21 protein-coding genes and 1 pseudogene are annotated in these 23,813 nt (G+C 70.9%); 13 read left to right on the top strand and 9 right to left on the bottom strand.

The window, feature by feature from the left end:
* Nucleotides 1-113: 113 nt before the first annotated feature.
* The 5 genes and pseudogenes from AB0N31_RS25645 to AB0N31_RS25665 all read right to left on the bottom strand — a co-directional run bounded on the left by AB0N31_RS25645 (nt 114) and on the right by AB0N31_RS25665 (nt 2,837).
* A complete protein-coding gene (locus AB0N31_RS25645; RefSeq protein ID WP_366060772.1) occupies nt 114-1,037 on the bottom strand; it encodes an LLM class F420-dependent oxidoreductase in 924 nt (307 codons plus the stop codon).
* A gap of 126 nt (nt 1,038-1,163) precedes the next feature.
* Nucleotides 1,164-1,625: a DUF6099 family protein gene (locus tag AB0N31_RS25650; protein ID WP_366060773.1), complete on the bottom strand. Its 462-nt coding sequence runs from the start codon at nt 1,623-1,625 to the stop codon at nt 1,164-1,166.
* Nucleotides 1,626-1,879: 254 nt separating this feature from the next.
* On the bottom strand, nt 1,880-2,206 hold the full coding sequence (locus tag AB0N31_RS25655) for a nucleotide pyrophosphohydrolase (RefSeq protein ID WP_363090362.1): 327 nt from the start codon (nt 2,204-2,206) through the stop codon (nt 1,880-1,882).
* A pseudogene (locus AB0N31_RS25660) lies at nt 2,203-2,379 on the bottom strand (ATP-binding protein); the annotation flags it as partial. The gene AB0N31_RS25655 and the pseudogene AB0N31_RS25660, both read right to left, overlap by 4 nt.
* 77 nt (nt 2,380-2,456) lie before the next feature.
* Nucleotides 2,457-2,837 (bottom strand): cell division protein SepF, encoded by a 381-nt coding sequence (locus AB0N31_RS25665; RefSeq protein WP_366060774.1) that lies wholly within the window; start codon nt 2,835-2,837, stop codon nt 2,457-2,459.
* A 482-nt stretch (nt 2,838-3,319) separates the two neighbouring features.
* Here AB0N31_RS25665 and AB0N31_RS25670 point away from each other — a divergent pair, with 482 nt between their 5' ends.
* The 11 genes from AB0N31_RS25670 (at nt 3,320) to AB0N31_RS25720 (ending at nt 15,629) form a co-directional block, all read left to right on the top strand.
* The gene (locus AB0N31_RS25670) at nt 3,320-3,760 is read left to right on the top strand and encodes a Fur family transcriptional regulator (RefSeq protein WP_366060775.1); all 441 of its coding nucleotides are present in this window, start codon (nt 3,320-3,322) and stop codon (nt 3,758-3,760) included.
* Nucleotides 3,761-3,845: 85 nt separating this feature from the next.
* A complete protein-coding gene (katG, locus tag AB0N31_RS25675) occupies nt 3,846-6,071 on the top strand; it encodes a catalase/peroxidase HPI (protein ID WP_366060776.1) in 2,226 nt (741 codons plus the stop codon).
* An 826-nt stretch (nt 6,072-6,897) separates the two neighbouring features.
* Nucleotides 6,898-7,338: a hypothetical protein gene (locus tag AB0N31_RS25680; protein WP_366060793.1), complete on the top strand. Its 441-nt coding sequence runs from the start codon at nt 6,898-6,900 to the stop codon at nt 7,336-7,338.
* Entirely contained in the window at nt 7,335-7,991 is a 657-nt protein-coding gene (locus AB0N31_RS25685; RefSeq protein ID WP_366060777.1) for a hypothetical protein, read from the top strand. The genes AB0N31_RS25680 and AB0N31_RS25685 overlap by 4 nt, the downstream gene beginning before the upstream one ends.
* 2 nt (nt 7,992-7,993) lie before the next feature.
* Complete coding sequence (locus AB0N31_RS25690; protein WP_366060778.1) at nt 7,994-12,760, top strand: putative T7SS-secreted protein; 4,767 nt, start codon at nt 7,994-7,996, stop codon at nt 12,758-12,760.
* A gap of 7 nt (nt 12,761-12,767) precedes the next feature.
* Nucleotides 12,768-13,523: a hypothetical protein gene (locus tag AB0N31_RS25695; protein WP_366060779.1), complete on the top strand. Its 756-nt coding sequence runs from the start codon at nt 12,768-12,770 to the stop codon at nt 13,521-13,523.
* A gap of 82 nt (nt 13,524-13,605) precedes the next feature.
* A complete protein-coding gene (locus tag AB0N31_RS25700; RefSeq protein ID WP_366060780.1) occupies nt 13,606-13,956 on the top strand; it encodes a hypothetical protein in 351 nt (116 codons plus the stop codon).
* 18 nt (nt 13,957-13,974) lie between these two features.
* The gene (locus AB0N31_RS25705) at nt 13,975-14,373 is read left to right on the top strand and encodes a hypothetical protein (RefSeq protein ID WP_366060781.1); all 399 of its coding nucleotides are present in this window, start codon (nt 13,975-13,977) and stop codon (nt 14,371-14,373) included.
* 65 nt (nt 14,374-14,438) lie between these two features.
* Complete coding sequence (locus AB0N31_RS25710) at nt 14,439-14,759, top strand: hypothetical protein (protein WP_366060782.1); 321 nt, start codon at nt 14,439-14,441, stop codon at nt 14,757-14,759.
* Nucleotides 14,760-14,843: 84 nt separating this feature from the next.
* On the top strand, nt 14,844-15,296 hold the full coding sequence (locus tag AB0N31_RS25715) for a hypothetical protein (protein ID WP_366060783.1): 453 nt from the start codon (nt 14,844-14,846) through the stop codon (nt 15,294-15,296).
* A gap of 3 nt (nt 15,297-15,299) precedes the next feature.
* Nucleotides 15,300-15,629 (top strand): hypothetical protein, encoded by a 330-nt coding sequence (locus tag AB0N31_RS25720; RefSeq protein WP_366060784.1) that lies wholly within the window; start codon nt 15,300-15,302, stop codon nt 15,627-15,629.
* Between the two features lie 110 nt (nt 15,630-15,739).
* Here AB0N31_RS25720 and AB0N31_RS25725 read toward each other — a convergent pair whose 3' ends face one another.
* Nucleotides 15,740-15,949 carry a DUF397 domain-containing protein gene (locus AB0N31_RS25725; protein WP_366060785.1) on the bottom strand — a complete coding sequence of 70 codons (210 nt, stop codon included), beginning with the start codon at nt 15,947-15,949 and terminating at the stop codon, nt 15,740-15,742.
* On the bottom strand, nt 15,931-16,773 hold the full coding sequence (locus tag AB0N31_RS25730; protein ID WP_366060786.1) for a helix-turn-helix transcriptional regulator: 843 nt from the start codon (nt 16,771-16,773) through the stop codon (nt 15,931-15,933). The genes AB0N31_RS25725 and AB0N31_RS25730 overlap by 19 nt, the downstream gene beginning before the upstream one ends.
* Before the next feature lie 215 nt (nt 16,774-16,988).
* On the opposite strand from AB0N31_RS25730, the gene AB0N31_RS25735 reads away from it, so the two are divergent.
* Both AB0N31_RS25735 and AB0N31_RS25740 read left to right on the top strand, forming a co-directional pair.
* Nucleotides 16,989-17,237, top strand: coding sequence for a hypothetical protein (locus AB0N31_RS25735; RefSeq protein ID WP_366060788.1), 249 nt, complete (start codon nt 16,989-16,991; stop codon nt 17,235-17,237).
* Nucleotides 17,234-17,467, top strand: a complete 234-nt coding sequence (locus tag AB0N31_RS25740; RefSeq protein WP_366060789.1) for a hypothetical protein — start codon at nt 17,234-17,236, stop codon at nt 17,465-17,467. The genes AB0N31_RS25735 and AB0N31_RS25740 overlap by 4 nt, the downstream gene beginning before the upstream one ends.
* 86 nt (nt 17,468-17,553) lie before the next feature.
* Here the strand turns inward: AB0N31_RS25740 and AB0N31_RS25745 are convergent, their stop codons facing one another.
* On the bottom strand, nt 17,554-20,646 hold the full coding sequence (locus AB0N31_RS25745) for a glycosyl hydrolase (protein ID WP_366060790.1): 3,093 nt from the start codon (nt 20,644-20,646) through the stop codon (nt 17,554-17,556).
* Between the two features lie 218 nt (nt 20,647-20,864).
* A partial coding sequence (locus AB0N31_RS25750) for a hypothetical protein (protein WP_366060791.1) occupies nt 20,865-23,813 on the bottom strand: 2,949 nt, incomplete at its 5' end.

The following is a 23,813-nucleotide window of genomic DNA, read 5'->3' on the forward strand; positions in this document are numbered from 1 at the left end:
GACAACGTTGTCCGGGACCCGGCAGTCCAGGGCGCGGCTGTGCGGCACGCGACGTGTGCGCGGCGCGCGGCGTGTGCGTCCGGCGCCGGGAGCACGCGAGGCGTGCGGGGTCGTTACGGCAGCTGCGACTGGACCTGGGCGGAGATCAGCTCCAGGTGGTCCAGGTCGTGCAGGTCGAGGACCTGGAGGTAGAGGCGCGTGGAGCCGATCCCGGCGTAGCGGCCGATCTTCTCGACGACCTCGGCCGGGGTGCCCGCCAGGCCGTTCTCCTTCAGCTCGTCGACCTCGCGGCCGATCGCGGCGGCACGGCGGGCCACCTCCCGGTCGTCCTTGCCGACGCACACCACGAGGGCGTTGGAGTAGGTGATCGCCTCGGGTGCGCGCCCCGCCTTCTCGGCGGCGGCCCGGACCCGGCCGAACTGCCGCTCGGTGTCCTCGACCGAACTGAACGGCATGTTGAACTCGTCGGCGTAACGGGCGGCCAGCCGGGGCGTACGGGTCGCCCCGTGACCGCCGATGAGCACGGGGACCTTCGCCTGGGCGGGCTTGGGCAGCGCGGGCGAGTCCTTGAGCTGGTAGTACTCCCCCTGGAAGTCGAAGGTCCGGCCGGCGTCCGTCGCCCACAGGCCCGTGACGATCTCGAGCTGCTCCTCCAGGCGGCCGAACTTCTCCTTCGGGAACGGGATGCCGTACGCGGCGTGCTCCTCGGCGAACCAGCCCGCGCCCAGGCCGAGTTCGACGCGGCCGCCGGACATCTGGTCCACCTGGGCGACCTGGATGGCGAGGACGCCGGGCAGCCGGAAGGTGGCGGCGGTCATGAGCGTGCCGAGCCGGATGCGCCTGGTCTCCCGGGCGAGGCCGGCGAGGGTGATCCAGGCGTCGGTGGGGCCGGGCAGGCCGTCCACGTCACCCATCTTCAGGTAGTGGTCGGAGCGGAAGAAGGCGTCGAAGCCGAGGTCCTCGGTGGCCTTCGCCACCGTGAGGAGTGTGCCGTAGGTGGCGCCCTGCTGGGGCTCGGTGAAAATGCGGAGATCCATGCCTCCATCCTGCACGAGAAACCCCGTCGACCTCGGCATCCCCTCCTGCACCGTCCGTCCCGGCCCGCGGGTGCCGCACGGGGCCGGAACGCCGGGTGTGCCGGCGGCGCCCGGCCCTCCCGCGGGTCACCCCTCCCGCAGCACCCCTTCCCGCGCCGCCAGTTTGCGCAGCATCTCCTGGACCCGGTCCCTCGACTCGTCCGCCGCGTCGATGGCCTCCATGCACTGCCAGTACGTCCCCTCGTCGGCCGCCGAACTGGCGACGCCGACGAGGGCGATGCCGACCTCGCCGAGCAGGTCGCCCAGGCGGAGGAGGGTTTCGCGGGCGTCGTCCAGCTCGGTGAGCCGGGCGGCGAGCAGGTCGCCGGGGTCGAGGTCCGGGGTGTCCAGCACCCCGCAGCCCCGGCCCGCCAGCTCGGTCAACCTCAGTGCCTCGCCGCGTAGTTCGGGCGGGCCCGAGACCGCGAGGCGACTGCCGATCGCCTGGGCCAGGGCCTGCGCCTGCCACGCCTCGGTCAGGGTCCGTCTCCCGCCGTCACCACCCGCGAGAGCCCGGCTACTCGTCAGGATGAGCCGCACCGCGTCCATGGGGCGCCCCCGTCTGTCCCGACGTGCTCCGCGCACGTCCACGTCACCTCATCACTACCCAGAGTGAAGGGCGGCGGGACGAAAAGCCAGAGGAAGACCGAAATCTGTGGACAACAAATCGGTGTCGGGCTCCGGAACGCTCACGAAGAGTAATAACGGAGGGCGTGATTCCGTTAGTTGGCGGCCTCGGACGCCCGTCCCGCCGCCCGTGCGGGGCCGGTCCCCGTGCAGGGCCGGTCCCCGTGCAGGGCCGGTCACGGGGCCGGAAATCTCCGCTCGTTGCGGTCGATCTTCGCGTCGAGCGCGGCCAGCGGATCGATGCCGAGCACCTCGCACAGTTGCAGCAGATACGCGAGGACGTCGGCGACCTCGTCCGTCACCCGGTGCGCGCTGTCCGGGTCGTCCATCACGCGCGCCGACTCCTCCGGCGTCAACCACTGGAAGATCTCCACCAGTTCGGAGGCCTCCACGCTGAGCGCGGAGACGAGGTTCTTGGGGGTGTGGTATGGCTGCCAGTTCCGGGCCGCCGCGAACTCGGCCAGCCTGCGCTGCAGCTTCGCCACGTCGAGATGTTCTGTCACGGCTCCAGGTGTACCACCGTCACCCCGGCGGTCCCCGCCGCCCAGGAGGCGTCGCTCACCGCCCCGACGCGGCGGATGTGACAGCGCCCGCCCATCCGGACGGCGAGCCGCAGCAGGTTGCGGCGCCGACGCGGGTCGAGGTCCCGGTCGAAGCCGTCGGCGAGCACGACGACCGGGGGGCGGGGGCGACGGGCCGCCGCCCACCCCGGCGCCCCGCGCCTCCGTCACGCTCCCGCGCCTCGCGCCCGGCTCACACTCCCGCGTCCTCCATGAGTCCGCTCACCTCGGTGCCCGGCGGGGTCAGCAGGAACACGTTGCGGTCGACCCGGTGCATGCCGCTGGCGAGGCCGAAGACCACGCCGGTGGAGAAGTCCAGCACCCGCTTGGCGACGTCGGTCTCCGCGCTGCTCAGATCGAGCAGCACCGGGATGCCGGCCATCAGGGTCTCGGCGACCTCGCGCGCGTCCGCGAAGACGTTGACCCGCAGGACGACGAAGCGCCGCCGGGTCTCCGTCTCCGCGTCCGGCAGCGCGCGGTGGCCCACCGCCGACGGCCAGGCGTCCCGGCCGCGCAACGGAACGACCTGAGCGAGCCCTTCCCACTGTTCATCGGTGACGTCGTAACGGTTCACCGGCACCCCCCGAACTGACTCGCTTTCACTGCCTGCACCAGCCATTCTTACGCCAAGTCACCCGTTCAGCCCAACAGCGACACGGGCCGCGACCGCCGCGGAAGCCACCGGACCGCTTCCCGGCCGCCTCGCAGCGCAGCCTTCGCCTCCGCGAACACCCCGCCCACCGGCCCCGACTGCCTTCCCCCGCCACGTACTTGACGAGCATCACGCCGGTGACACCGGCCCGGCGAACCCGGCCGGCCCCGTCCGCCCTCCCCGGAACCACCGGAACGACGATCGCCGCGCCGCCCGCTCCGGGCACCCGTTCGCTTCCGCACCAGCCGAGGAGCCCGCCGCGGCCACCTCGCGCACGACACGTTCACCCGTGACTCCTTGCGCACGCCACGACACGCACACCATGATCACGAAACGACGCGACTCAGAATTGGACCGATTCCATTTCTTGAACCGTTCGTGTTTATGGGGGTAGGTTGGTGTCCATGACCGCACCCGGGATTCCGTCCACGGCGGAGGAGCTGCGCGGTGCCGGCCTGCGGGTGACGGCCGCCCGCGTCGCGCTGCTCGACACCGTGCGCGAAGGCGACCACCTCGGGGTCGAGGCGATCGCCGCGGGCGTCCGCGACCGCGTGGGCCACATATCGCTGCAAGCCGTGTACGAGGCGCTGCACGCGCTCACCGCGGCCGGTCTCCTGCGCCGTCTCGAGCCGCCGGGCAGCCCCGCCCGGTTCGAGGGCCGTGTCGGGGACAACCACCACCACCTCGTGTGCCGCTCCTGCGGTGCCATCGCCGACGTCGACTGCGCGGTCGGCCACGCCCCCTGCCTGACCGCCTCCGACCACCACGGCTTCTCCGTCGACGAGGCCGAGGTCATCTACTGGGGCCTGTGCCCCGACTGCTCCAGGACCCCGTCGACCACCTGATCCACCGGTGCACCGATCCACCCGATCCACCCGATCCACGCGGTAGCCAAGCCCGTGATCCACGCAGTTCGGAAGGAACCCCCCAATGACCGAGAACCACGACGCGATCGTCACGGAACCGAAGGCGGAGGAGGCCGGCGGCTGCCCGGTCGCGCACGGGCGCGCCCTGCACCCGACCCAGGGCGGCGGAAACCGCCAGTGGTGGCCGGAACGCCTCAACGTCAAGATCCTCGCCAAGAACCCGGCCGTGGCCAACCCGCTCGGTGAGGAGTTCGACTACGCCGAGGCGTTCAAGAACCTCGACCTCGCGGCCGTGAAGCAGGACATCGCCGAGGTGCTGACGACCTCGCAGGACTGGTGGCCGGCGGACTTCGGCAACTACGGCCCGCTGATGATCCGGATGGCCTGGCACAGCGCCGGCACCTACCGCATCAGCGACGGCCGCGGCGGCGCCGGCGCCGGCCAGCAGCGCTTCGCCCCGCTCAACAGCTGGCCGGACAACGCCAACCTGGACAAGGCCCGCCGACTGCTGTGGCCGGTCAAGAAGAAGTACGGCCAGAGCCTCTCCTGGGCCGACCTGATGGTCCTCACCGGCAACGTGGCGCTGGAGCAGATGGGCTTCGAGACCTTCGGCTTCGGCGGCGGCCGCGAGGACGTCTGGGAGCCCGAGGAGGACGTGTACTGGGGTCCCGAGACCACCTGGCTCGACGACCGGCGCTACACCGGTGACCGCGAGCTGGAGAACCCGCTCGGCGCCGTCCAGATGGGCCTCATCTACGTCAACCCCGAGGGCCCGAACGGCAACCCGGACCCGCTGGCCTCGGCCCGCGACATCCGTGAGACGTTCCGCCGCATGGCCATGAACGACGAGGAGACCGTCGCGCTGATCGCCGGCGGCCACACCTTCGGCAAGACCCACGGCGCGGGCCCCGCCGACCACGTCGGCGACGACCCCGAGGCCGCCTCCCTCGCGGAGCAGGGCCTCGGCTGGAAGAACACCTACGGCACCGGCAAGGGCGGCGACACCATCACGTCCGGCCTCGAGGTCACCTGGACCGCCACGCCGACGCAGTGGAGCAACGGCTTCTTCAAGAACCTGTTCGAGTTCGAGTACGAGCTGACCGAGTCCCCGGCCGGCGCCAAGCAGTGGGTGGCCAAGGACGCCGAGGCCATCATCCCCGACGCCCACGACGCGTCGAAGAAGCACCTGCCGACCATGCTCACCACCGACCTGGCGCTGCGCTTCGACCCGGTCTACGAGCAGATCTCGCGCCGCTTCTACGAGAACCCCGACCAGTTCGCGGACGCCTTCGCCCGCGCCTGGTACAAGCTGACCCACCGCGACATGGGCCCGAAGTCGCTGTACCTCGGCCCGGAGGTCCCGGAGGAGACCCTGCTGTGGCAGGACCCGCTGCCGGAGCGGACGTACGAGCTGATCGACGCCGCCGACATCGCCGGTCTGAAGGAGCAGATCCTCGCCTCCGGCCTGACGGTCTCGCAGCTGGTCTCCACCGCCTGGGCGTCGGCCTCGACGTTCCGCGGCAGCGACAAGCGCGGCGGCGCCAACGGCGCGCGCATCCGTCTGGAGCCGCAGCGCGGCTGGGAGGTCAACGACCCCGACCAACTCGCGCTCGTGCTGCGCACCCTGGAGGGTGTCCAGCAGTCCTTCAACTCCGGCCGCACCGACGGCAAGCAGGTCTCGCTGGCCGACCTGATCGTGCTGGGCGGTGCCGCCGCGGTCGAGCGGGCCGCCAAGGAGGGGGGCTTCGAGGTCGAGGTGCCGTTCACGCCGGGCCGGGTGGACGCGACCGAGGAGCACACCGACGCGGAGTCCTTCGCCGCGCTGGAGCCGACCGCCGACGGGTTCCGCAACTACGTCGGCAAGGGCAACCGCCTGCCGGCCGAGTACCTGCTGCTCGACAAGGCCAACCTGCTGACCCTGAGCGCCCCCGAGATGACCGTCCTCGTCGGCGGCCTGCGCGTGCTGGGCGCGAACCACCAGCAGTCGCAGCTCGGCGTCCTCACCGCCACGCCCGGCTCCCTGACCAACGACTTCTTCGTCAACCTGCTCGACCTGGGCACGACGTGGAAGGCGACCTCCGAGGACCAGAGCACCTTCGAGGGCCGCGACGCCGCCACCGGCGAGGTCAAGTGGGCCGGCACCCGTGCCGACCTCGTCTTCGGCTCGAACTCCGAACTGCGCGCGCTGGCGGAGGTCTACGCGAGCGACGACGCGAAGGAGAAGTTCGTCAAGGACTTCGTCGACGCCTGGGTCAAGGTCTCCGACCTGGACCGCTTCGACCTGGTCTGACCTTCTCGCGCACCGGCCGGGCCGCTCCCCTCGGGGGCGGCCCGGCCGTCCGCGTCCGCCCGCGGCCCCGGACCCGCCGGCACGCCGTCCGGCACCACCCCCGCCCCGCCGGCGCGAGGGAACCCGGTGGTCCGACGGGCCGGCCACGCCTGGCCCGTCGGACAGGCCGGACAGGCCGGGCCCGTGCCGCGCCGGGCGCCCCCGGGGCCGCTCTGTGCCTCTCGGGGCCACGCATGTCACCCGGCACCCCCGGCATGACCTGGGGCCCCCGGGCACCGCCCGCCGTCGCGTGAGTGAGCAGCAGCACGCCGAGATCGTCCACTGGCGCCGCAGTCTGTGGCGGGGGGCGCTGTGCGAGCCGGTCCTGCTCGTCCTGACTCCCACCGAACCGCGTGCGCACGACCGGGCGTTGCGGATCGTCTTCCAGACCGCTCCCGTGGAGGTGAGCGGACGCCTCACCCGCTTCGGGACCCTTCGCCCGAACGTGGCGGGCCGACGGTACGACCTGGTCGGACGCGGCGCCGACCTGTCCCCCGCGCCGAGCGCCGAACAGGAGCGGGACCTCGCCGCCCTGCGGCAGTCCCGGGCATCCGCACCCGTCGGCTCCACCGGCTCCACGAACTCCACCGGCGCCGTGGACCAGTTGCTGAACGCGGGAGCCGCGGGCAGGATGCGCGCCTGGTACGCCCGGCTCGGCGCGGCGGGGGTCCGCCTGAGCCAGGGCGTGTTCCCCTCCGCGGCTTCGACACCTTCACAAGAACCGACTCGGTCATACCGCGCGTCCTGTTCTACGGTGCCATCAGTCACCGACGACCGGGGAGGAACCGTGCAGCAGACCGGGGCGGCGCTTGCCGAGCGGATCGCCGAGCGGAGAAGGGGAGGGGACGACCCCCGTGCCCTGGTCGGTGAGATGCGGCGCTCGGTGCTTCTGGTGCCGGTGGCCGACGGCGGTCTGTGGTCGGTGCGTTCGGGCGGGGTGCGGTGGATCTGCGGGTTCACCGACGAGACGGCGCTGGCCCGGTTCGCGCTGCGGCACGGGCCCGGTGACCAGCCGATGGAGTACGCGGCGCTGCTGGGCGCGCGCATCGTCGACGAGATCGTGCCCGCCCTGGACGAGCCCGCCGGTCTCGCCGTCGACATCGCCACCGAGGACGGGTCGATGTTCTTCCCGCCGGTCGTCGGCATCGTCCCGGACGCGGTCGCCGTCGACGCCGGTGCGGCGGGACGTGCGGCGGGGCCTGAGACGGAACGGGGGCCGCGGTCGTGAGCGGTGACGGTACGGACCTGAATCTCGACAAGGCGTCCGTCGCCAAGTTCACGCAGGGCGTGGGTGCGACGATCGACCAGCTCGGTGACCTCGGCGGCGCCACCGGCTCGATCATGGGCAAGGGTTTCTCGGAGCTGGCGATGACCGGGATGGAGGCCGGGCACCACGGCCTCTCGGTCGACTTCGAGGACTTCTGCGAGCGCTGGGAGTGGGGGGTGCGCGCGCTGGTGCACGACGCGAGCGAGCTCGCGAACCGTCTCGGGCTGGCGGCGGGCACCCTGTGGGAGCACGACCAGTACGTGGCGGGCACGCTCAAGGTGGGCGCCAACTCCCTGTTCGGCGGCAACCCGCACGCCGGTGAGGAGGAGATCGCCCAGCAGAACTGGGGCGACATCTTCACGCCGGACTACCTGGACCCCGACTGGAGTGCCGAGTCGTGGGACAAGGCCGGCGACGAGATGGGGCAGACCTGGAAGGACACCGGCCGCACCGTCCTCACCGAGGGCCGGGGCGGTCAGCAGTCGGAGATGCTCAACGACGCGCTCGGCATCTCCGACGACCAGTGGAACCAGGCGCTGGACGACACCTTCGGCCCGTCGCCGGAGGAACGCGCCCGGCAGGAACAGCAACAGGGTGAGCCCGGGGGGAACTGACCATGGGTATCGGCGACTTCATCAGCGACATCACGCCCGACTCGGTCGAGGACGTGGTCGAGGACGGCGTCGAGTGGGTGGGCAACCGGGTCGAGGACGCGGGCAACTGGACCGCCGACCGGCTGGACGACGTCGGCTGGGAGTCCGGCGCGGACTGGGTGCGCGAGCAGTCCCGTTCGGTGGCCAACCGGCTGGGCGCCGAGGTCGACGAGATGGACCTCGGCCAGACCGAGGACAAGACCAAGCTGATCTACGGCAGCCCCGGCAAGATCACCGCCACCGCCACGAAACTCCGCGCCTTCCAGAAGGCATTTGACGGCACAGGCGACGGTCTCAAGGGCATGGACCCGTCCCGGCTCAAGGGCGAGACGGCCGAGGCGCTGCGGACCGCGGTGAGCACCCAGCCGCCCAAGTGGTACAACGCCGCCGACGCGGTCGAGAAGGCAGCCGCCGCGCTGGACGCGTTCGCCGACAGCGTCACCTGGGCGCAGGGGCAGGCGCAGACGGCGATCGACAAGTGGAAGGAGGGCGTCAAGGCCTCCGAGGACGCAGCCAGCGCCCACCGCAAGAAGGTCGACGACTACAACAGCGCCGTCGACCGCTACAACGCCCAGCCGGCGGGCAAGCGCGACCCGGCCTCGCTGCCGCCCAAACCCGCGTCGACGTTCGACGACCCCGGCAAGAAGCTGATGAAGGAGGCCCAGGACATCCTCGCCGAGGCCCGCACGCAGCGGAACTCGGCGGCGGAGACCGCCCGCACGGCGGTGCGCGCCGCCCGCGACATGGCCCCGAAGAAGCCGTCGTACACGGAGCAGTTGGGCGACGGGCTGCAGGAACTGCAGATCATGGGCGACCACGTCGGCGGCGGCATCATCAAGGGCACGGCCGGGCTGCTCAACTTCGTGCGCAGCGTGAACCCGACGGACCCGTACAACATCACGCACCCGGCCGAGTACGCCACGTCCCTGAACAGTCTGGCCGCGGGTCTGGTGGTCGCCGCCAACGACCCCGTCGGCACCGGCAAGCAGATGATCGGCGACTTCATGAAGGACCCGGCCGAGGGCTTCGGCCGGCTCATCCCGGACCTGGCGCTGACCGCGGCCACCGGTGGCGGCGGCGCCGCGGTGAAGGGCATCCGCATCGCCGAGGACGCCGCCGACGCCGCGCGGGTGCGGAGGCTGGTCGACGACGCCCCGGACGGCACCCACAACCGCCCCGACGGCGACCGCACCACCGACGGCACCGACCCCGTCGACCTCGCCTCGGGCCGGATGTTCCTGCCGCAGACCGACCTGGAGATCCCCGGCATCCTGCCGCTGGTGTTCACCCGCCGCACCGAGTCCGGCTGCACGGCCGGCCGCTTCCTGGGCCCCGCCTGGACGTCCACCGTCGACGAGCGCCTCCAGATCGACGCCGTCGGTGTCCTGCACGTCACCGCCGACGGACTCCTGATCCCGTACCCGCACCCGGTCCCCGGCGCGCCCACCGCACCCGAATCGGGCAGGGCCCGCACCCTGCTGGCCCGCGAGACCGACGGCGACTACACGGTCACCGACCCCGACACCGGTCTGACCCGCCGCTTCACCGCCCCGCCCGGCACCGAACCGGGGGGCGACGGCACCGCCTGGCTCTCCACCGTCACCGAACGCAACGGCCACACGATCACCGTCGACCGCGGCGGGGACGGCCTGCCACGGGCCCTGGTCCACTCGGCGGGCCACCGGGTGAAGCTGACCACCGCCGACGGCCTGGTCACCGCCCTGTCCCTGGCCGGCGCGGGCGAGGGCGGCACGGACCTGCCCCTGATGTCGTACGGCTACCAGGACGGCGACCTCACCACCGTCACCAAGCCGTCGGGCGCGACGACCACCTTCCTCCACGACGACCGCCACCGCGTCATCGCCTGGATCGACTCGGGCGGCAGCCGCTACGACTACCTCTACGACGACCACGACCGCGTCGTCGCGGAGGGCGGCGAGGCCGGCCACGTCCAGATCACCCTCACCTACACCGAACCCGACCCCGAGACGGGCCACCGCACCACCACCCTCACCACGGCCGACGGCCACGCGACCCGCCACCTCGTCGACCGGCACTCCCGGGTGATCGCCACCACCGACCCCCTGGGCCGCACCACCCGTTTCACCTACGACGCCCGCGGCAACCTCCGGGCTCGCACGGACCCACTGGGCCTCACCACCGCCTTCACCTACGACAAGGCGGGCCGGGTCGTCTCCGCCACCCGCCCCGACGGAAGCGAACTGCACACCGTGCGCGGCCCGTTCGGCCTGCCGGTGGAGGTCGTCGCGCCGGACGGCACCCGCATGGTCCACGCGTACGACGAACGCGGCAACCGCACCTCGGTCACCGACCAGGCCGGCTCCACCACCCGCTACACCTACGACGACGCCGGCCGGCTCACCTCCGTCACCGACGCCCTCGGAGCCACGACACGTGCGGTGTGCGACGCGGCCGGGCTGCCCGTGGAGGTGACCGGTCCCGGCGGCGCCGTCACCCGCACGGAGCGGGACGGCCTCGGCAGGCCGGTCCGGGTCACCGATCCGACGGGCGGCGTCACCCTCCTGGAGTGGCACGCGGACGGGCAGCTCGCCCGGCGCACCGGTCCTGACGGCGCCACGGAGTCATGGACCTACGACGGCGAGGGCAACTGCCTCACCCACACCGACGCGTCCGGTGGCGTCTCCCGCTTCGAGTACACCCACTTCGACCTGCCGGTCGCCCGCACGCGGCCCGACGGCGCCCGCTACGAGTTCGAGCACGACGCCGAGCTGCGCCTCACCCGCGTCACCGACCCGCAGGGGCTGACCTGGACCTACACGTACGACGCCGCCGGCGACATCGTCTCCGAGACCGACTTCGACGGCCGCACCCTGACCTACCGGACGGACGCCGCGGGCCGGCTCGCCGCCCGTGTCGACGCACTCGGCGGGACCGTCTCGTTCGAGCGCGACCAGCTCGGTCAGGTCGTCCGCAAGGACGTCGACGGCCGCGTGACGCACTACGCGTACGACCGGGCGGGCCGCCTCGTGGAGGCGACGGGACCGGACGGCGAACTGCGCTACCAGTACGACCGCCGAGGACTGACCAAGGCGGAACTGGTCGACGGCCGCCCGGTCCTGTACGCCTACGACGTCCTGGGTCGCCGTACGCGCCGCACCACACCCACCGGTCACGTCACCTCCTACTCCTACGACACCGACGGGCTGCCGCAGCGCCTGACCAGCGGCGGTCACCGGATCGACTTCGCGCACGACGCCGCCGGCCGGGAGCTCACCCGGATCTTCGGCGACGCGATCACCATGACCTCCGCCTGGGACGAGGCCGGACGGCTCGCCTCGCAGCACATCACCGCCGGTGGGCGCGACGTCAACAGCCGCGCCTACTCCTACCGCGCCGACGGCCGACTGACCTCCGTCGCGGACCGGCTGTCGGGCTCCCGCACCTTCGATCTCGACCGGGTGGGCCGCGTCACCGCCGTCCACGCCCGGGGATGGACGGAGCGGTACGCCTACGACGACGCCGGCAACCAGACCTCGGCGTCCTGGCCGTCCGGTCACCCCGGCCGCGAGGCCACCGGACCGCGCGCCTACACCGGCACCACCCTCACCCGCGCCGGGGACGTCCGCTTCGAGTACGACGCCCTCGGCCGGGTCGTCCTGCGGCAGAAGACCCGCCTCTCCCGCAAGCCGGACACCTGGCGCTACACCTGGGACACGGAGAACCGCCTCACCTCCGTCACCACTCCCGACGGGACGCGGTGGAGGTACCGCTACGACCCGCTCGGCCGCCGCACCGCGAAACAGCGCCTGGCGGCCGACGGCGAGAGCGTGGTCGAGGAGGTCCGGTTCACCTGGGACGGCCTGACCCTGTGCGAGCAGACCAGCCGCCAGCCGGACGTCCCGCACACGGTCGCCCTCACCTGGGACCACCGGGACGTCGTCCCCCTGGCCCAGACCGAGCGCATTCTCACGGCCGACGCCCGCCAGGAGGAGATCGACCGGCGGTTCTTCGCCATCGCCACCGACCTGGTGGGCACGCCGACCGAACTCATCGACGAGAGCGGCGACATCGCCTGGCGCACCCGCAGCACCCTCTGGGGTACCACGGCCTGGTCCCGCGACAGCAGCGCGTACACCCCCCTGCGCTTCCCCGGCCAGTACTACGACCCCGAGACCGGCCTCCACTACAACTGCTTCCGCCACTACGCCCCCGAAACCGGCCGCTACACCTCCCCGGACCCGTTGGGGCTGGCTCCCGCCCCGAACCCCGTCGCGTACGTGGAGAACCCGCTCGACGGGTGCGACCCGCTGGGCCTCATGCCCAAGTACACGAAGGAGGAGAAGGCACAGAAGCGGATCGACAAGATCGTGGACGAAGTCCTCGCCCGGGCACAGAACGGCGAACTCAAGAAACACGCCGACTACCACGGGGACACAGGGCACGGCTTTACCGACGAGCGGGTTCTTGAAATCCTGAAGAACCCCGATGCCGTATACCAGTCATCGGGCCAGTCAGGAAACTTCATCTTCCGAAAGGACAATGACATTGCCGTGGTCTACGGGCCCGGCTCCAAGCAGGGCCAGGCCATCACGGCGTACGGGGAGTCGGGCATCAAGGGTGATTCCGGCGCGAAGGCGCTCGGCGGCAGCCCGTCAGACCCCGGCAAGCCGGTTACCCACGAGGACGTCGTGGAGGGCAGGATTCCGGGCAAGTTCGGCAACCTGGCCCCAGGAGTGCAGATCAGATGAGGCAAGAATGACCACGAAACTGTCGTTCGACGGCGACTGGCGCGCTACGGTGACGGACGATTCGCTGCACATCACCCCTCGCTTCGCAGGCGACTCTGTACGCGTCATGCACTACGCGGACGCGGCGGAGCGTGTGCGGTTCCTCGCGGACACCTTCGGCAGCCAGGACTGGCTGTGGGACACGCCTGACGTCCTGCGGTTCGACCCGGCCAGCCGGAAGTTGGTCGGGGCCGAGCTCCAACTGCCGTACGTGTCCGCGGCCGCCGAAACCTCCACCCGCCTTCCCGTCCTGCCGGCAGTACGGCCGGGCGGGCTCCGTGCGGACGAGGTCCGGGACTTCCGGCACGAGACGTGCACGGTTCTGTGCCGCTCTCCCGGAGATGCCGTGCTGGTCTCTCTGCGCGATCTCGACGTGCTGGACGAACCGGTGGACGCCTGCATCGGCATCGCCCCCGACGTGGCACTCCTTGTCCAGCACGGCGCCGTCGTCGGCTGGAGCCTCACCGACCCCGCGCGCCACCTGACCCTGCCGTACGCCGACCCGGACCCCGCCCCGCCGTCGCCGGCCACCCGTCGGCTGCTCACCGAGTGCCTGGACCTGGTCACACAGCCGATCGTCGACGACCTGCTGGACGGCGAGCCGAACGCCCTGGCCCGGCTCCGGGCCGCCGACGAGTCCCTGCGGGAGCAGCACGAGGACCGCCACCGTGCCGCGGCCCTGCGATCACTCATCGCCGCAATGGTCCAGGACTACGGGAGTTGAGAGTCCTGGGGCCCGTGAAATCGTCAGAGTTCGCGACAGGCCGGGCCACTGGCCATCGTGCGGGGGAAGGCAAGAGTCGGACGTGTACCGAGAGTTCATCATCCCTGACGACGAAGAGATCCACGAGACCACAGGCGAGTGGCCCTGCTCCGACGAGAGCGGCGCGCGGGTTCTCGCCCTGCGAAATGATTCCGGTCAGTCTCTCGTCCTCTCCTACGACGCGCCCGCGAGGTCGGTGAGGATTCGCTGGGTGGATGATCGGGGAATCGAGGTGCTGGACGTCTTCCGCGAGAGCGCGACGCGCCTTTCCTTCACCTCGGGGCGATCCACCCAGCACATTTCCATCGATTTCGACATGGGTGAGTGCACGGGGACGATGGAGATCCGGGTGACGCCTCACCTGTCTGTAAGCGATCGCCTCCTGTTCTCGTAGAAAGCGCAATGAGTTTCCATGGTCACCGAACCAGAACCCCGAGAGTCACGGGACCTGAGGGAGGTGCTGTCCGTGGCCGCCGCTCACCCACCTGGCCACAAGGCATGGTCGCGCCCCTGTGACGTCGACCCGTCCAGTGCGGCAGCCCGGCAACTGGCGCTGTTGGACGCTTTCACCGACGGGACGTGCGGCGCACCGGACTTCGCGCACGGCTGGTGGAAGGCACGGCGCGCCTCCCAGGCGAACGGGGAACGGGTCCAGGGGGCCCTCGGCGACCTCTTCGGCCAGGTGTTCATGATCCTCGAGGACTACTCGGTCGACCCCGGCCTCGCCGAACCCGGCGACCTCGACGACGCCGGACTCCGGACCGCCGTGAACGCGGCCTGGGTAGCATTTCGCCGCCGAGAGCCGGCCTGACCGGGCAGTGGAAGTCCTCTCGGCCCGATTTTCGCTTCCGCACCGATGACAACGGGTGCCCCGAATTGGATTCCCGCAAATTCATTGAAATCGCACGCAGGGTTCTGGAAGGCGATGCGCAGGTCCGAGAGCGCGCCGCCGACGAAGTGACCGACCATCTGGGCGCCTGCACACCGGCTCAGGCATCGGCCCTGGCGACACTGCTGGCGACCGCTGCCGTCTCCGAAGGGAGGAACGCCGCCCTGGAAGCCGAGTTGCACGCCCTCGTCGAGCTCGCCTCCACCGGCCACGTCGGCCTCGACACGCTTTCCCCACTGCGTGAGATCCCCCTCGCCGATCTTCCTCCTCAGTTGCAGGGCTATGTCGATGATCTGCTGGAGGGGTGATCGTGAGCGGAGCCGCGAGGACCGGCACCGGGCCGACGCCCTGTTCGAACTGATCGCCACCTACGTCGAGGACTACGGGAACTGATGACGACCGACCGAGAAGCCGCCGTACGGCTGCTCAAGCGCTGCGGCCTCGAGGTGACGGGAGAGGCGGCGCAAGGCGGCCCACCCGTGAATGCCGCCATCCACGCGGTCAACGGATTCGAGGTCGAGCCGGTCGCCGCGATTTCCGCCACCACCCCGCACGCCGCCGATGAACTGGACGAGGCGTGGCATCACCACGCGGCGCAAGCCTCACTGCGCGCGGAGAACGGCGAGTTCCTCATGCTCCCGCCCATTCCGGGAGGGAGCGAGGTCGGCTGGATTCGCGTCAAGGACCCGGTCGGCAAGAACCTCCCTTCCCGCGTTTCCGCAGCGACAGGCTCACCGGAGTTCGTTGCAATTTCGGTTGACGGCCGTCACCTGTGCGCGGCCTCGGTCGAGGAATTCGAGTACTGGGTGGTGGTACACGAATTTCCCATCCGCAAGGAGAAGTGAGACATGCCCGATCCGGCCCTCGCGGCCAGGAGCCTCAGTCAGGCGATCGACGGCGCCGACGGTCGGCAGGTCGCCGAGGCGGCCCGTGAGTTCGTCGAGAAGCTCACCTTCGCGACGGCCGACGAGATCCTCGCCATGCTCCGGGACGTCCTCGCCGAGGACTGGACAGCCCTGCCGCCCTGGGCCCGGAACCTCGCCTACCACCTGGCCTGCCTGCAACGCCCCGACGACCCACGACTGCTCCGGGAGGCAGCCGCGGACCTGCTGTGCTTCGGACCCGACTGGGACACCTTCGCCGAGGACCTCAAGAGGCGCGCGGCGGAACTCGAGTAAGGCCATCACACAGAGGATCCCATGAGCCGAATTCCCACGACGATCTCGACGACGCCGGACTCTCGACCGCCGTAAGGGGGCGCTGGAGGTACGCGGCTCGGCTCGCGTTTTCAGCCGCTCAACCGCCCGTCCCTGACGGCCGAGACGAAGGTGGCCCAGCCGGCGGCCGGGAACACGAGCACCGGGCCGTGCGGGACCTTGCTGTCCCGTATCGGGACGGCGGCGGCGAAGTCGTGGGAGACCTCGACGCATGCTCCACCGTCCTGGTTGCTGTAACTGCTCTTGCGCCAGGATGCGGCAGTCAGGTCGATGGATCGCACGTTGCTTCCTCCAACATCCGCAGGATGAACTTGCGCGACTCGGCCGGGGTGAGCGCCAGGTCACGCACCGCATCGTACGTGCTCTGCAAACGCACAACAGGGCCTGGTTCCTCGATGAGTTCGCCCTGGTACCCGTTCTCGGTATACGCGACGGTCCTGCCGTCCGGAAGAAGGAGGTACCACATGTCGGCGCCCATGAGGCCGTGCAGACCGGCGCTCTGCAACAGCACGTGAACCGTCACATGGTCACGTTCCGCCGCTTCCCCGAGGTACTCAAGCTGCTCCCGCCACTCCCCCATGTCCCGCATCGGCGTCCGCAGGACCGCCTCGGAGAGGATCGTCCGGAACCGGGGCGCGTCCTCCCCCTCCAGCACCTCCCGGCGCCCCATCCGCGCCTCGACCTGCTGTTCGAGCTCCTTGCCCTTGAGCCCGCCCGCCGCCAGCACCTCCCGCGCGTACCCCGGTGTCTGCAGCAGGCCCGGCAGGACGCTCACCGCGAAGTGCCACAGGCTCACCGCCTTCGCCTCCAGTGCCATGTAACGCCGGTACCGCTCGCGGAACTGCGTGTGGTCCCCGGCCGCCAATTCCCAGAGTGCGAGCAGCAGTCCCGGCGTGCCGTAGTGCGTGTCGAGGGCCTGGACGACCTCCGGGCTGCCCAGCGTCTCGCCCTTCTCCATCTTGCCGAACAACGACCAGTCCCAGCCGAGGCGTTCGCCGAGCGCCCGCAGGCTCGTCCCGCTCCCCGCCCTCAGCGTCCGCAGCTCCTCGGCGAACCGCTGACGGGGTTCCTGGCTGCGGCCGGTGATGACGCGTCGCTGCGACATACCGCTCCTTCCGGGACGTTCGTGTGACCGATGTGGAACCTGTGGAACCGGCTCCGCGCGGCGGAGAAGCACCACCCCGTCCACACCTCGACCGCCCACACCCGGCCGCATCCTCGTAACGACCGGACCACGCAGAGTAATTCAGCCGATGCGGTCAGGTCATGGAATCAGCGGAACCACACCCCGTACGGACACCGACACCCACGAGGACCCCCATGGACCAGACCCGCCCGGCTCCCCACGACTCCCCCACCCCCAGGACCGCCGAGGCCCTCGAAGCCCGCGACGCGCTCGCCGCCGCCCTCTCCCAGGCCGGCATCCAGCTTCCCGCGATGGACATCCGCACGCCGTGGGCGGACGACCGCAAGGCCGGGGCGCAGTACGCGCTCGTCCACCTCGGGGTGTGCTCGGCCCCCGTCGCCCTGATGCTCGCGGACGTGATCATGAAGGGGATCGGCAGGTGACGGACACCGCCGACGGGCTCCCGGCCGTCGGCGAGGCCGTCCGCGACACCGTCCGTGACCGCGTGGGACGCGTGACGGGTCACGAGGGCCCGTACGTCCGGGTCCGCCCGCTCGGCGGTGGCCGTGAGTGGGACGCCGACCCCGGCCGGCTGCGTGCGCTCACCCAGGACGAACTGCTGAGCGCCCTCGTCGCCGAGGCGAACGCCCGGAGCAGGCACCCCGGCGGATGACGGCAGGCCCGGCACCGGGGCGAGGAGCCACCCGGTGCCGGGCCTGCCGTGCGCTGTTCACCCGCTCCTCGTGATCGCCGCTCCGGTCAGGCGAACGGGATGGTGAGGACGGAGCCCGCGCCCACCTGGAGGGTGGACGGGGTGTTGCCCAGGGCGCTCCAGACCTCGACGCGGACGGTGCCGCCGTCGAGGTCGCCCAGGGTGCCCGTGGCGGAGTGCAGGCCCTGACGGGCCGAGGAGTACGCCTCCCAGCCGGGGACCGGGTCGGTGGCGAAGTAGCGGAACGTCTCGACACGCTCGAACGTGCCGTCGCCGGTCAGGTCGTACGACACCCGGGCCTGCTGGGCGTTGCCGACGGAGGTGCCGGCGTCGACCTTGAGGTCGAAGGCCGTGGTGGCACCCGGCTTGACTGTGCCCTTCACGTTCTCGACCTCGTAGACGACCGGGTTCTTCGGTGTGCCGTCGTTGTTGGTGCCGCCCGCCGACCGGATGGTGTCGGAGGACGCCGCCGTGGCCGCCGTGGTGCTGAGCCGGCCGTCCGGCTGCGGGTAGAAGGTGTCACCCGTGACGTACGGAGGGGGTGCGTCACCGGTGGTGGTGACGGTCACCGTGCCACTGGCCGGGCCGACCTGGCCCGCGGTGTCGCGGGCCTTCACGCTGTAGGTGTACGCGGTTCCGGGGATGAGCCCGGTGTCCGTGTACGTGGTTCCGGTGACGGTGGCGACCTTGGTGGTGCCGCGGAGGACGTCGTAGTCCTTGACGCCCTTGTCGTCCTCGGCGGGGGCCCAGGTCAGGGTGACCGCGTTGTCGGTGACGTCGCTCGCGACCGGGGTGCCGGGGGCGGTGGGCTTGTCGTCGTCCGGCGGCGGCGGGGTGTCGCCGCCCGCTCCGCAGAGCTTCTCGAGCGGTGCGTCGTCGCCCGCTCCGGACGCGGTGGATTTCGCGGGGACGTTGAGGACGCCGCCGTCGGAGAACTTCACCGAGCACGCGTCGGCGCCGTAGTTGTGCGCGGCGTACGTCTTGGTGCCGTTCTTGTCGAAGGCCACGGCCGAGGGCATGTCGGCCGTGACGGTCATGTCGGGTGCGCCGATGGAGTTCATCGTGGCGACCCAGTGGTAGGTGTGGGCCTTGGTCTCGCCCTCCTCGGGGACGTAGCCGCCGTTCCACTGGTTCCAGAACGCCATCGCCTTGGCCGGGTCGGCCAGCGCCTGCGCCTCCCAGAAGATGTCCCGCCACTCGACGGCCGGACCGCCGTTCTCCTTCTCCATCTCGGCGATGCTGCGGCGGAGCATGTCCTTCTCGCGGGCCAGGTGCAGGGAACCGCCGGTCACGGGGAGGAAGTTGATGCCGTGGATCTCCTCGGGGTTGGCGGTCCACCAGGTGGCGTAGGCGCCGCCGCTGCTCCAGACCATGCCCACGACGTCGTGGGTGAAGTCCTCGGGGAAGACCTGCTGGTCGGCGTCGAACCAGTACTGCGCGATCGACTCCGACTCGGTCATCATCATGTAGACGCCCTGGTCGCGCAGCGCCTTGTCACCGGTGGCCGAGCCCCACATGATCAGGCCGGCGCTGAGGTTGACCGACTCCGAGGACGACTCCTGGTTGTTGCCGGCGGCGAAGGCCTCGTGGCCGGCGGCCCAGCTGTGGCCGGCGTAGACGTCGAAGCCGCGCAGGAACGGGTACTCGGTGTCGTCCCTGGCCGGGTTGGCGGCGTCCTTGATGAGTTCCTTCACCATGCCGCCCCACTCGGAGTCGGCGGCCCACTGCGGGTCGTACTGCGCCACCGTGGCGGCGGCCATCACGTAGTACGAGTAGTGGAAGTGATGGTCGTTCAGTTCCTGGTCACTGCCGTACGAGGCCGGGTAGCCGATGAGGGTGCGCCAGTCCTTGTCGTAGGAGAACTCGGAGGGGCCGCCGACGGTGAACCACTCCTCCATGCGCCCCTTGATCAGGGCGAGGAGCTTGTCACGGGCGGCGGCGTCGCCGATCTGGTCGGCGATCGGCACGAGTTGGGCCAGCTTGCCGAGGGCCTTGCCGGTCCAGTAGGTGTCGACGGCGCCGCTCAGCGGGTCGCCCTGGGTCAGCACGTCGTTGATGTACGTCCTGAGCTTGGCCTTGTCGACGCCGGCGGCGCCGGGCAGCCCCGGCAGGACGCCGTTGACGTCCTGGACCGTCGTGAAGGAGGTGCCCTCGCGGACCTTCATCACGCCGCGCGGCGAGACGTAGGTGTAGTCGGTCAACCGGTCGGTGGTGTGCATCCATTGGTGGCGGTAGAGCGCCTGGAGGGTGCCGGTCTCGTCGCCCTCCTTCGCCTCGGTGGTCAGCGAGTAGGTCGCCTTGACCTTGCCCTCGCCCTCCCGGTAGTCCCAGGTGGTCGTGGAGCCGGTGACGAAGCTGAAGGCGTACTCGGTGTAGTCGGCGAGCGCGCCCTTGCTCGGCAGGACCGCGAGGGAGAAGTAGTCCTTGGCGCCGAGGTCGGCGCGGATGTCGTTGCCGGACACGGTCCAGTCGCTGCCGCTCGGGGCGAACAGGGCGTAGTCGTGGCCGGCGATGGTGACGCCCAGGACGTTCCCCCGGTCGGCGAAGACGGTGGGCGGGGCGGCCGCCGTGATCTGCGCCGCGCCGCCGGTGCCCTCGGCGTACACGTACGGCGAGCCGTGGCCGATGGTGGCCCGCAGGGTGCGCGCGCCGTCCTTCCAGTAGGGGGTGACGGTCCAGTCGCTCCACCCGTCCGCCTTGGCGTCCGGGGAGTTGAGGCCCGCGAGGCCCAGGGTCAGGTCGGCCTTGTGCGGGAACTCGTACTGGCGGCCGCCGCCCACGATCTGGTGGGTGGTCGGGTAGCCGACCTCCAGACCGCCGGAGACCGCCTTGTAGGTGAGGGGGTGGCCGTACATGTTCTCCGACCACGGGTTGCTCGCGAACCGCTGGAAGACCAGCGAGGACCACCAGTCGTTGGTCGGCACGGGCTTGTCCGCCATGGCGGGCGTGACCTTCGGCTTGACCGCCTGACCACCGTTGTCGGACGGCCCTTGTCTCCCCGGCGGTCGCACATCGCTGTAACTGCCTCTGCCCACCTCGATGGTGGCGGCGGACGCGACGCCGGCACCGACGGTCGCGGACAGGCCCGAGGCCGCCACGGCGGCTACCGACAGTAAGGCGAGGCGTTTACGGAATTTCATGGTCCACCTCTCTGAGAGCGCTCTCAAGACGGCGTCAACGTAGGACCCTGTTGGTGAACGGTCAATACTTCGCACACGCACGGCCGGGTGCCCGGGCCGTGCCCGCCGGGCGGCCGTGAGGTGGGCGTCCGGCATCCGCTCCCCTCCGCGCGGGCATCCGCCGTGGCCACGGCCGACCGCCCGGTGACCGTGCGGGCCGGCCGGACGGGCCCCGCGGGTCAGGTCGCCGTACCGTCCCGCTGGATGCTGTCGCCGCGATTGTTCACGGAGATGGAGGTGCCGATGCGCCGGAAGTCGTTGATCACGCCCAGCATGCCCTTGTCCGGCGGCAGGAGGGCCAGGAGCTCGGGGTCGTCCCTCAGCAGGTCCTGGAGCGTCTTCTTGTAGGCGTTGTAGACCTTCGCCGTGTAACCGGGCTCCATGGCCGCGCTCAGCCGGTGGTCGTTGGTGACGGCGATGGAGGCGAGGTCCATCAGGTAGCAGTCGAAGAGGTCGGTGACGTCCTTGGGCCTCGCGTTCTCCTCCCCGTTGCGGGCGTCCCGCGAGATCGTCCTGGCCATCTCCAGGACGATCTCGCGGTAGATGCGGTGCCGGGTGCTGCTCTGGTAGGCGGCCATGACGTGGTCGGCCTGGCCGGCGCCCTCCGTGCTCATGGTGCGCGGCGGGTTCACGCCCTCCAGCCCCGGCACCGGCAGGGGGAAGTTCTCGAACATCGCCTCCTCGTCCGGGAGGCCCGCGTTCTGGGAGGCCAGCGGGTGCAGGCCGATCTCGTGGGCCAGCATGCCCATCACGTAGCCGATGTCGTACTTCTCGAAGTAGTAGCTCGCCAGGTTGATGTCGACGCCGTCCGCACCGCGGTCGATCACGTCGGCGGGCGTTTCCGTGGTCCGCACGTGCAGGGTGATGCGGACCGGCCGGCCACCGACGTACTCGCGGACGGTGTCGTGCCCGCGCAGCAGCTCGATGATGCGGACCGCCCTGTCGCGGTACCTCTCGTTCGTGTGCTTGAGGTTGGTGAACTCGAAGTTCCCGGACTTGAAGGGGACGAGCATCCGGGGCGCCACGTCGCCGCCCGCCGCGCTCCCGGCGTGCGCGTCGGCGTCCGCACCGGGCCCGGGGTCGAGGCCCGGTGCGGTCCGTCCCTCGGCCGGGGCGGGCAGGGAGACCGGGTCCACCCACACCGCCTCGCGCGTGTCGGGGACGGCGGCGCTCCGGGCCTCCTCGAAGCTGCGGCCGTCCTCGCCGTCGTTCGTCAGGGGCGCCTGGGTCACGTCCCCGATGAGTGCGCCGAGCAGGGCGAGGTGGCGGTCGCGCAGACCGGCGGCGGCGAGGGAGGCCTCCTCCGGATCCGCGTCCAGGTCGCCCAGCAGGCTGCCGAGGATGTGCGGGCGGTGCGGGGCGTCGGCGTCCCGGTACTCGTCGCGCAGACCGAGCTGGTGGGTCAGCTCGTGCACCAACTGCACCGGGGCCGCGTCCGCCCACCACGTGGTCTGGTCCATCGCCCGGTCCCGGCCCACCAGGTCCACCGTCAGGTGCGGGGAGTCGTCGGCGTCGACGTGCTCCACCGTCACGTGCAACCGGTCACCGTTCGGCAGACGGTGGCCCGCGGCGTTCAGGAACTCCTCCACACCCGCGCCGAGTCGCTCGACGACACGCGCGCTCCGGTCTTCCGCACCACGCGTCGCGACCCGCACCGTGAGATCGGTGACCGTCTCACCCCGGTGGGAGAACCGCCGGACGTCGAAACTCGACCGCACCACGAACCGGGGACGGCTGTCACGGTGACCGTTCGTCCTCGAACCGGGAACCGACGCGCCGTGGGAAGCGGGGTCCGGGGCGGCCTGCGGGAGGCGGGGGCGGGCTTCGTAGGCGGGGGCGGGACGCTGGATGCTGTCACCGACATTGTCGGCCGCGATGTTGGCGCCGAGTCGCGTGAAGTTCCCCGCGACGCCGAACACACTCTTGTCGGGGGGCAGGAGTGCCTGAAGCGCGGGGGTGTCCGCCAGCTGTTCGCGCAGCAGCTCCTTGTAGGCGTTGTAGACCTTGACCGTGTTGAAGGGCTCCAGGACGGCTCGTGCCCGGTGGTCGTTGGTGACCGCGATCGTCGCCACGTCCATCAGATACGTGTCGAACAGGTCCGTGACGTCCCTCGCGACCGCCCCCTCCTGGCGGTTGGCGGCCTGCCGCTCCAGCACCCGCGCCATCTCCACCACCACGTCACGGTAGATCCGGTGCCGCACACGCTCCGGCGAAGCCGCCATCACGTGGTCCGCCTGCCCCGCCCCCACCGTGTTCATCACACGGCTCTCCGGCAGACCCGGCACCCGCTGCGGCCTCCCCGCATTGTCGGCCTCGTCCCTGACCAGACCCTCCTGCGCCGAGGCCAGCGGATGCAGACCGATCTCATGCGCCAGCATCCCCAACACGTAACCGACTTTGTACTTCTCGAAGTAGTAGCTCGCCAGGTTGATCTCGACCCCGCGCATCTCCGCCGCAGGCCGGTCCGCCAGAGCATCCGCCAGCTCCGCCTGGGCCACCTGGGCCGCCTCCGCATCACCCGAGTCGGCCGCGGCCTCCAGAGCACGCATCGCGGCATCCTGCCGAGCCACGTCCAGATCGATCACGTCCGCCGGCGTCTCCGTCGTCCGCACATGCAACGTGATCCGCACCGGACGGCCACGGACGTAGTCCCTGATCACCGCATGACTGTCCAACGCCTGAATGACACGAACCGCCTTGCTCAGGTACGCCTCATTGTCAAAGTTCAGGTTGGTGAACGTGAAATTGCCCGACCCGAACGGGAGCAGCCCCTGCCCCCGCACCATTCGAGCGGGGACTCCTGTGTCGGCCGTACCGTCGGAGTCGTCGGCCGACCCGGGCAGGGACACCGGGTCCACCCAGAGCGACTCCCGGGTGACCGGTGTCGCGGCGGACCGCACGCTCTCCCAGCCCCGGTCGCCGTCCTGCCCGCCTCCCTGCGCATCGAGATCGCCGACCAGTGCACCGAGCAGGGCGAGGTGCCGGTCGCGCAGACCGGCCGCGACCAGGGAGGAGTCCTCCGGGGCCGCGTCCAGGTCGCCGAGCAGGCTGCCGGGAACGTGCGGGCGGTGCGGGGCATCGGCGTCCCGGTACTCGTCCCGCAGACCCAGCTGATGCGTCAGCTCGTG

Origin of the sequence: Streptomyces sp. NPDC051051, assembly GCF_040682975.1 — a bacterium.
In the GTDB taxonomy this organism is placed as follows: domain Bacteria; phylum Actinomycetota; class Actinomycetes; order Streptomycetales; family Streptomycetaceae; genus Streptomyces.

Excerpts from the sequence above, each read along its gene's own strand:
- AB0N31_RS25745 (WP_366060790.1), bottom strand. The coding sequence starts at position 20,646 with ATGAAATTCCGTAAACGCCTCGCCTTACTGTCGGTAGCCGCCGTGGCG.
- AB0N31_RS25650 (WP_366060773.1), bottom strand. The coding sequence starts at position 1,625 with ATGGACGCGGTGCGGCTCATCCTGACGAGTAGCCGGGCTCTCGCGGGT.
- AB0N31_RS25705 (WP_366060781.1), top strand. The coding sequence starts at position 13,975 with ATGGTCACCGAACCAGAACCCCGAGAGTCACGGGACCTGAGGGAGGTG.
- AB0N31_RS25695 (WP_366060779.1), top strand. The coding sequence starts at position 12,768 with ATGACCACGAAACTGTCGTTCGACGGCGACTGGCGCGCTACGGTGACG.
- AB0N31_RS25720 (WP_366060784.1), top strand. The coding sequence starts at position 15,300 with ATGCCCGATCCGGCCCTCGCGGCCAGGAGCCTCAGTCAGGCGATCGAC.
- katG (WP_366060776.1), top strand. The coding sequence starts at position 3,846 with ATGACCGAGAACCACGACGCGATCGTCACGGAACCGAAGGCGGAGGAG.
- AB0N31_RS25670 (WP_366060775.1), top strand. The coding sequence starts at position 3,320 with ATGACCGCACCCGGGATTCCGTCCACGGCGGAGGAGCTGCGCGGTGCC.
- AB0N31_RS25715 (WP_366060783.1), top strand. The coding sequence starts at position 14,844 with ATGACGACCGACCGAGAAGCCGCCGTACGGCTGCTCAAGCGCTGCGGC.
- AB0N31_RS25645 (WP_366060772.1), bottom strand. The coding sequence starts at position 1,037 with ATGGATCTCCGCATTTTCACCGAGCCCCAGCAGGGCGCCACCTACGGC.
- AB0N31_RS25730 (WP_366060786.1), bottom strand. The coding sequence starts at position 16,773 with ATGTCGCAGCGACGCGTCATCACCGGCCGCAGCCAGGAACCCCGTCAG.
- AB0N31_RS25735 (WP_366060788.1), top strand. The coding sequence starts at position 16,989 with ATGGACCAGACCCGCCCGGCTCCCCACGACTCCCCCACCCCCAGGACC.
- AB0N31_RS25690 (WP_366060778.1), top strand. The coding sequence starts at position 7,994 with ATGGGTATCGGCGACTTCATCAGCGACATCACGCCCGACTCGGTCGAG.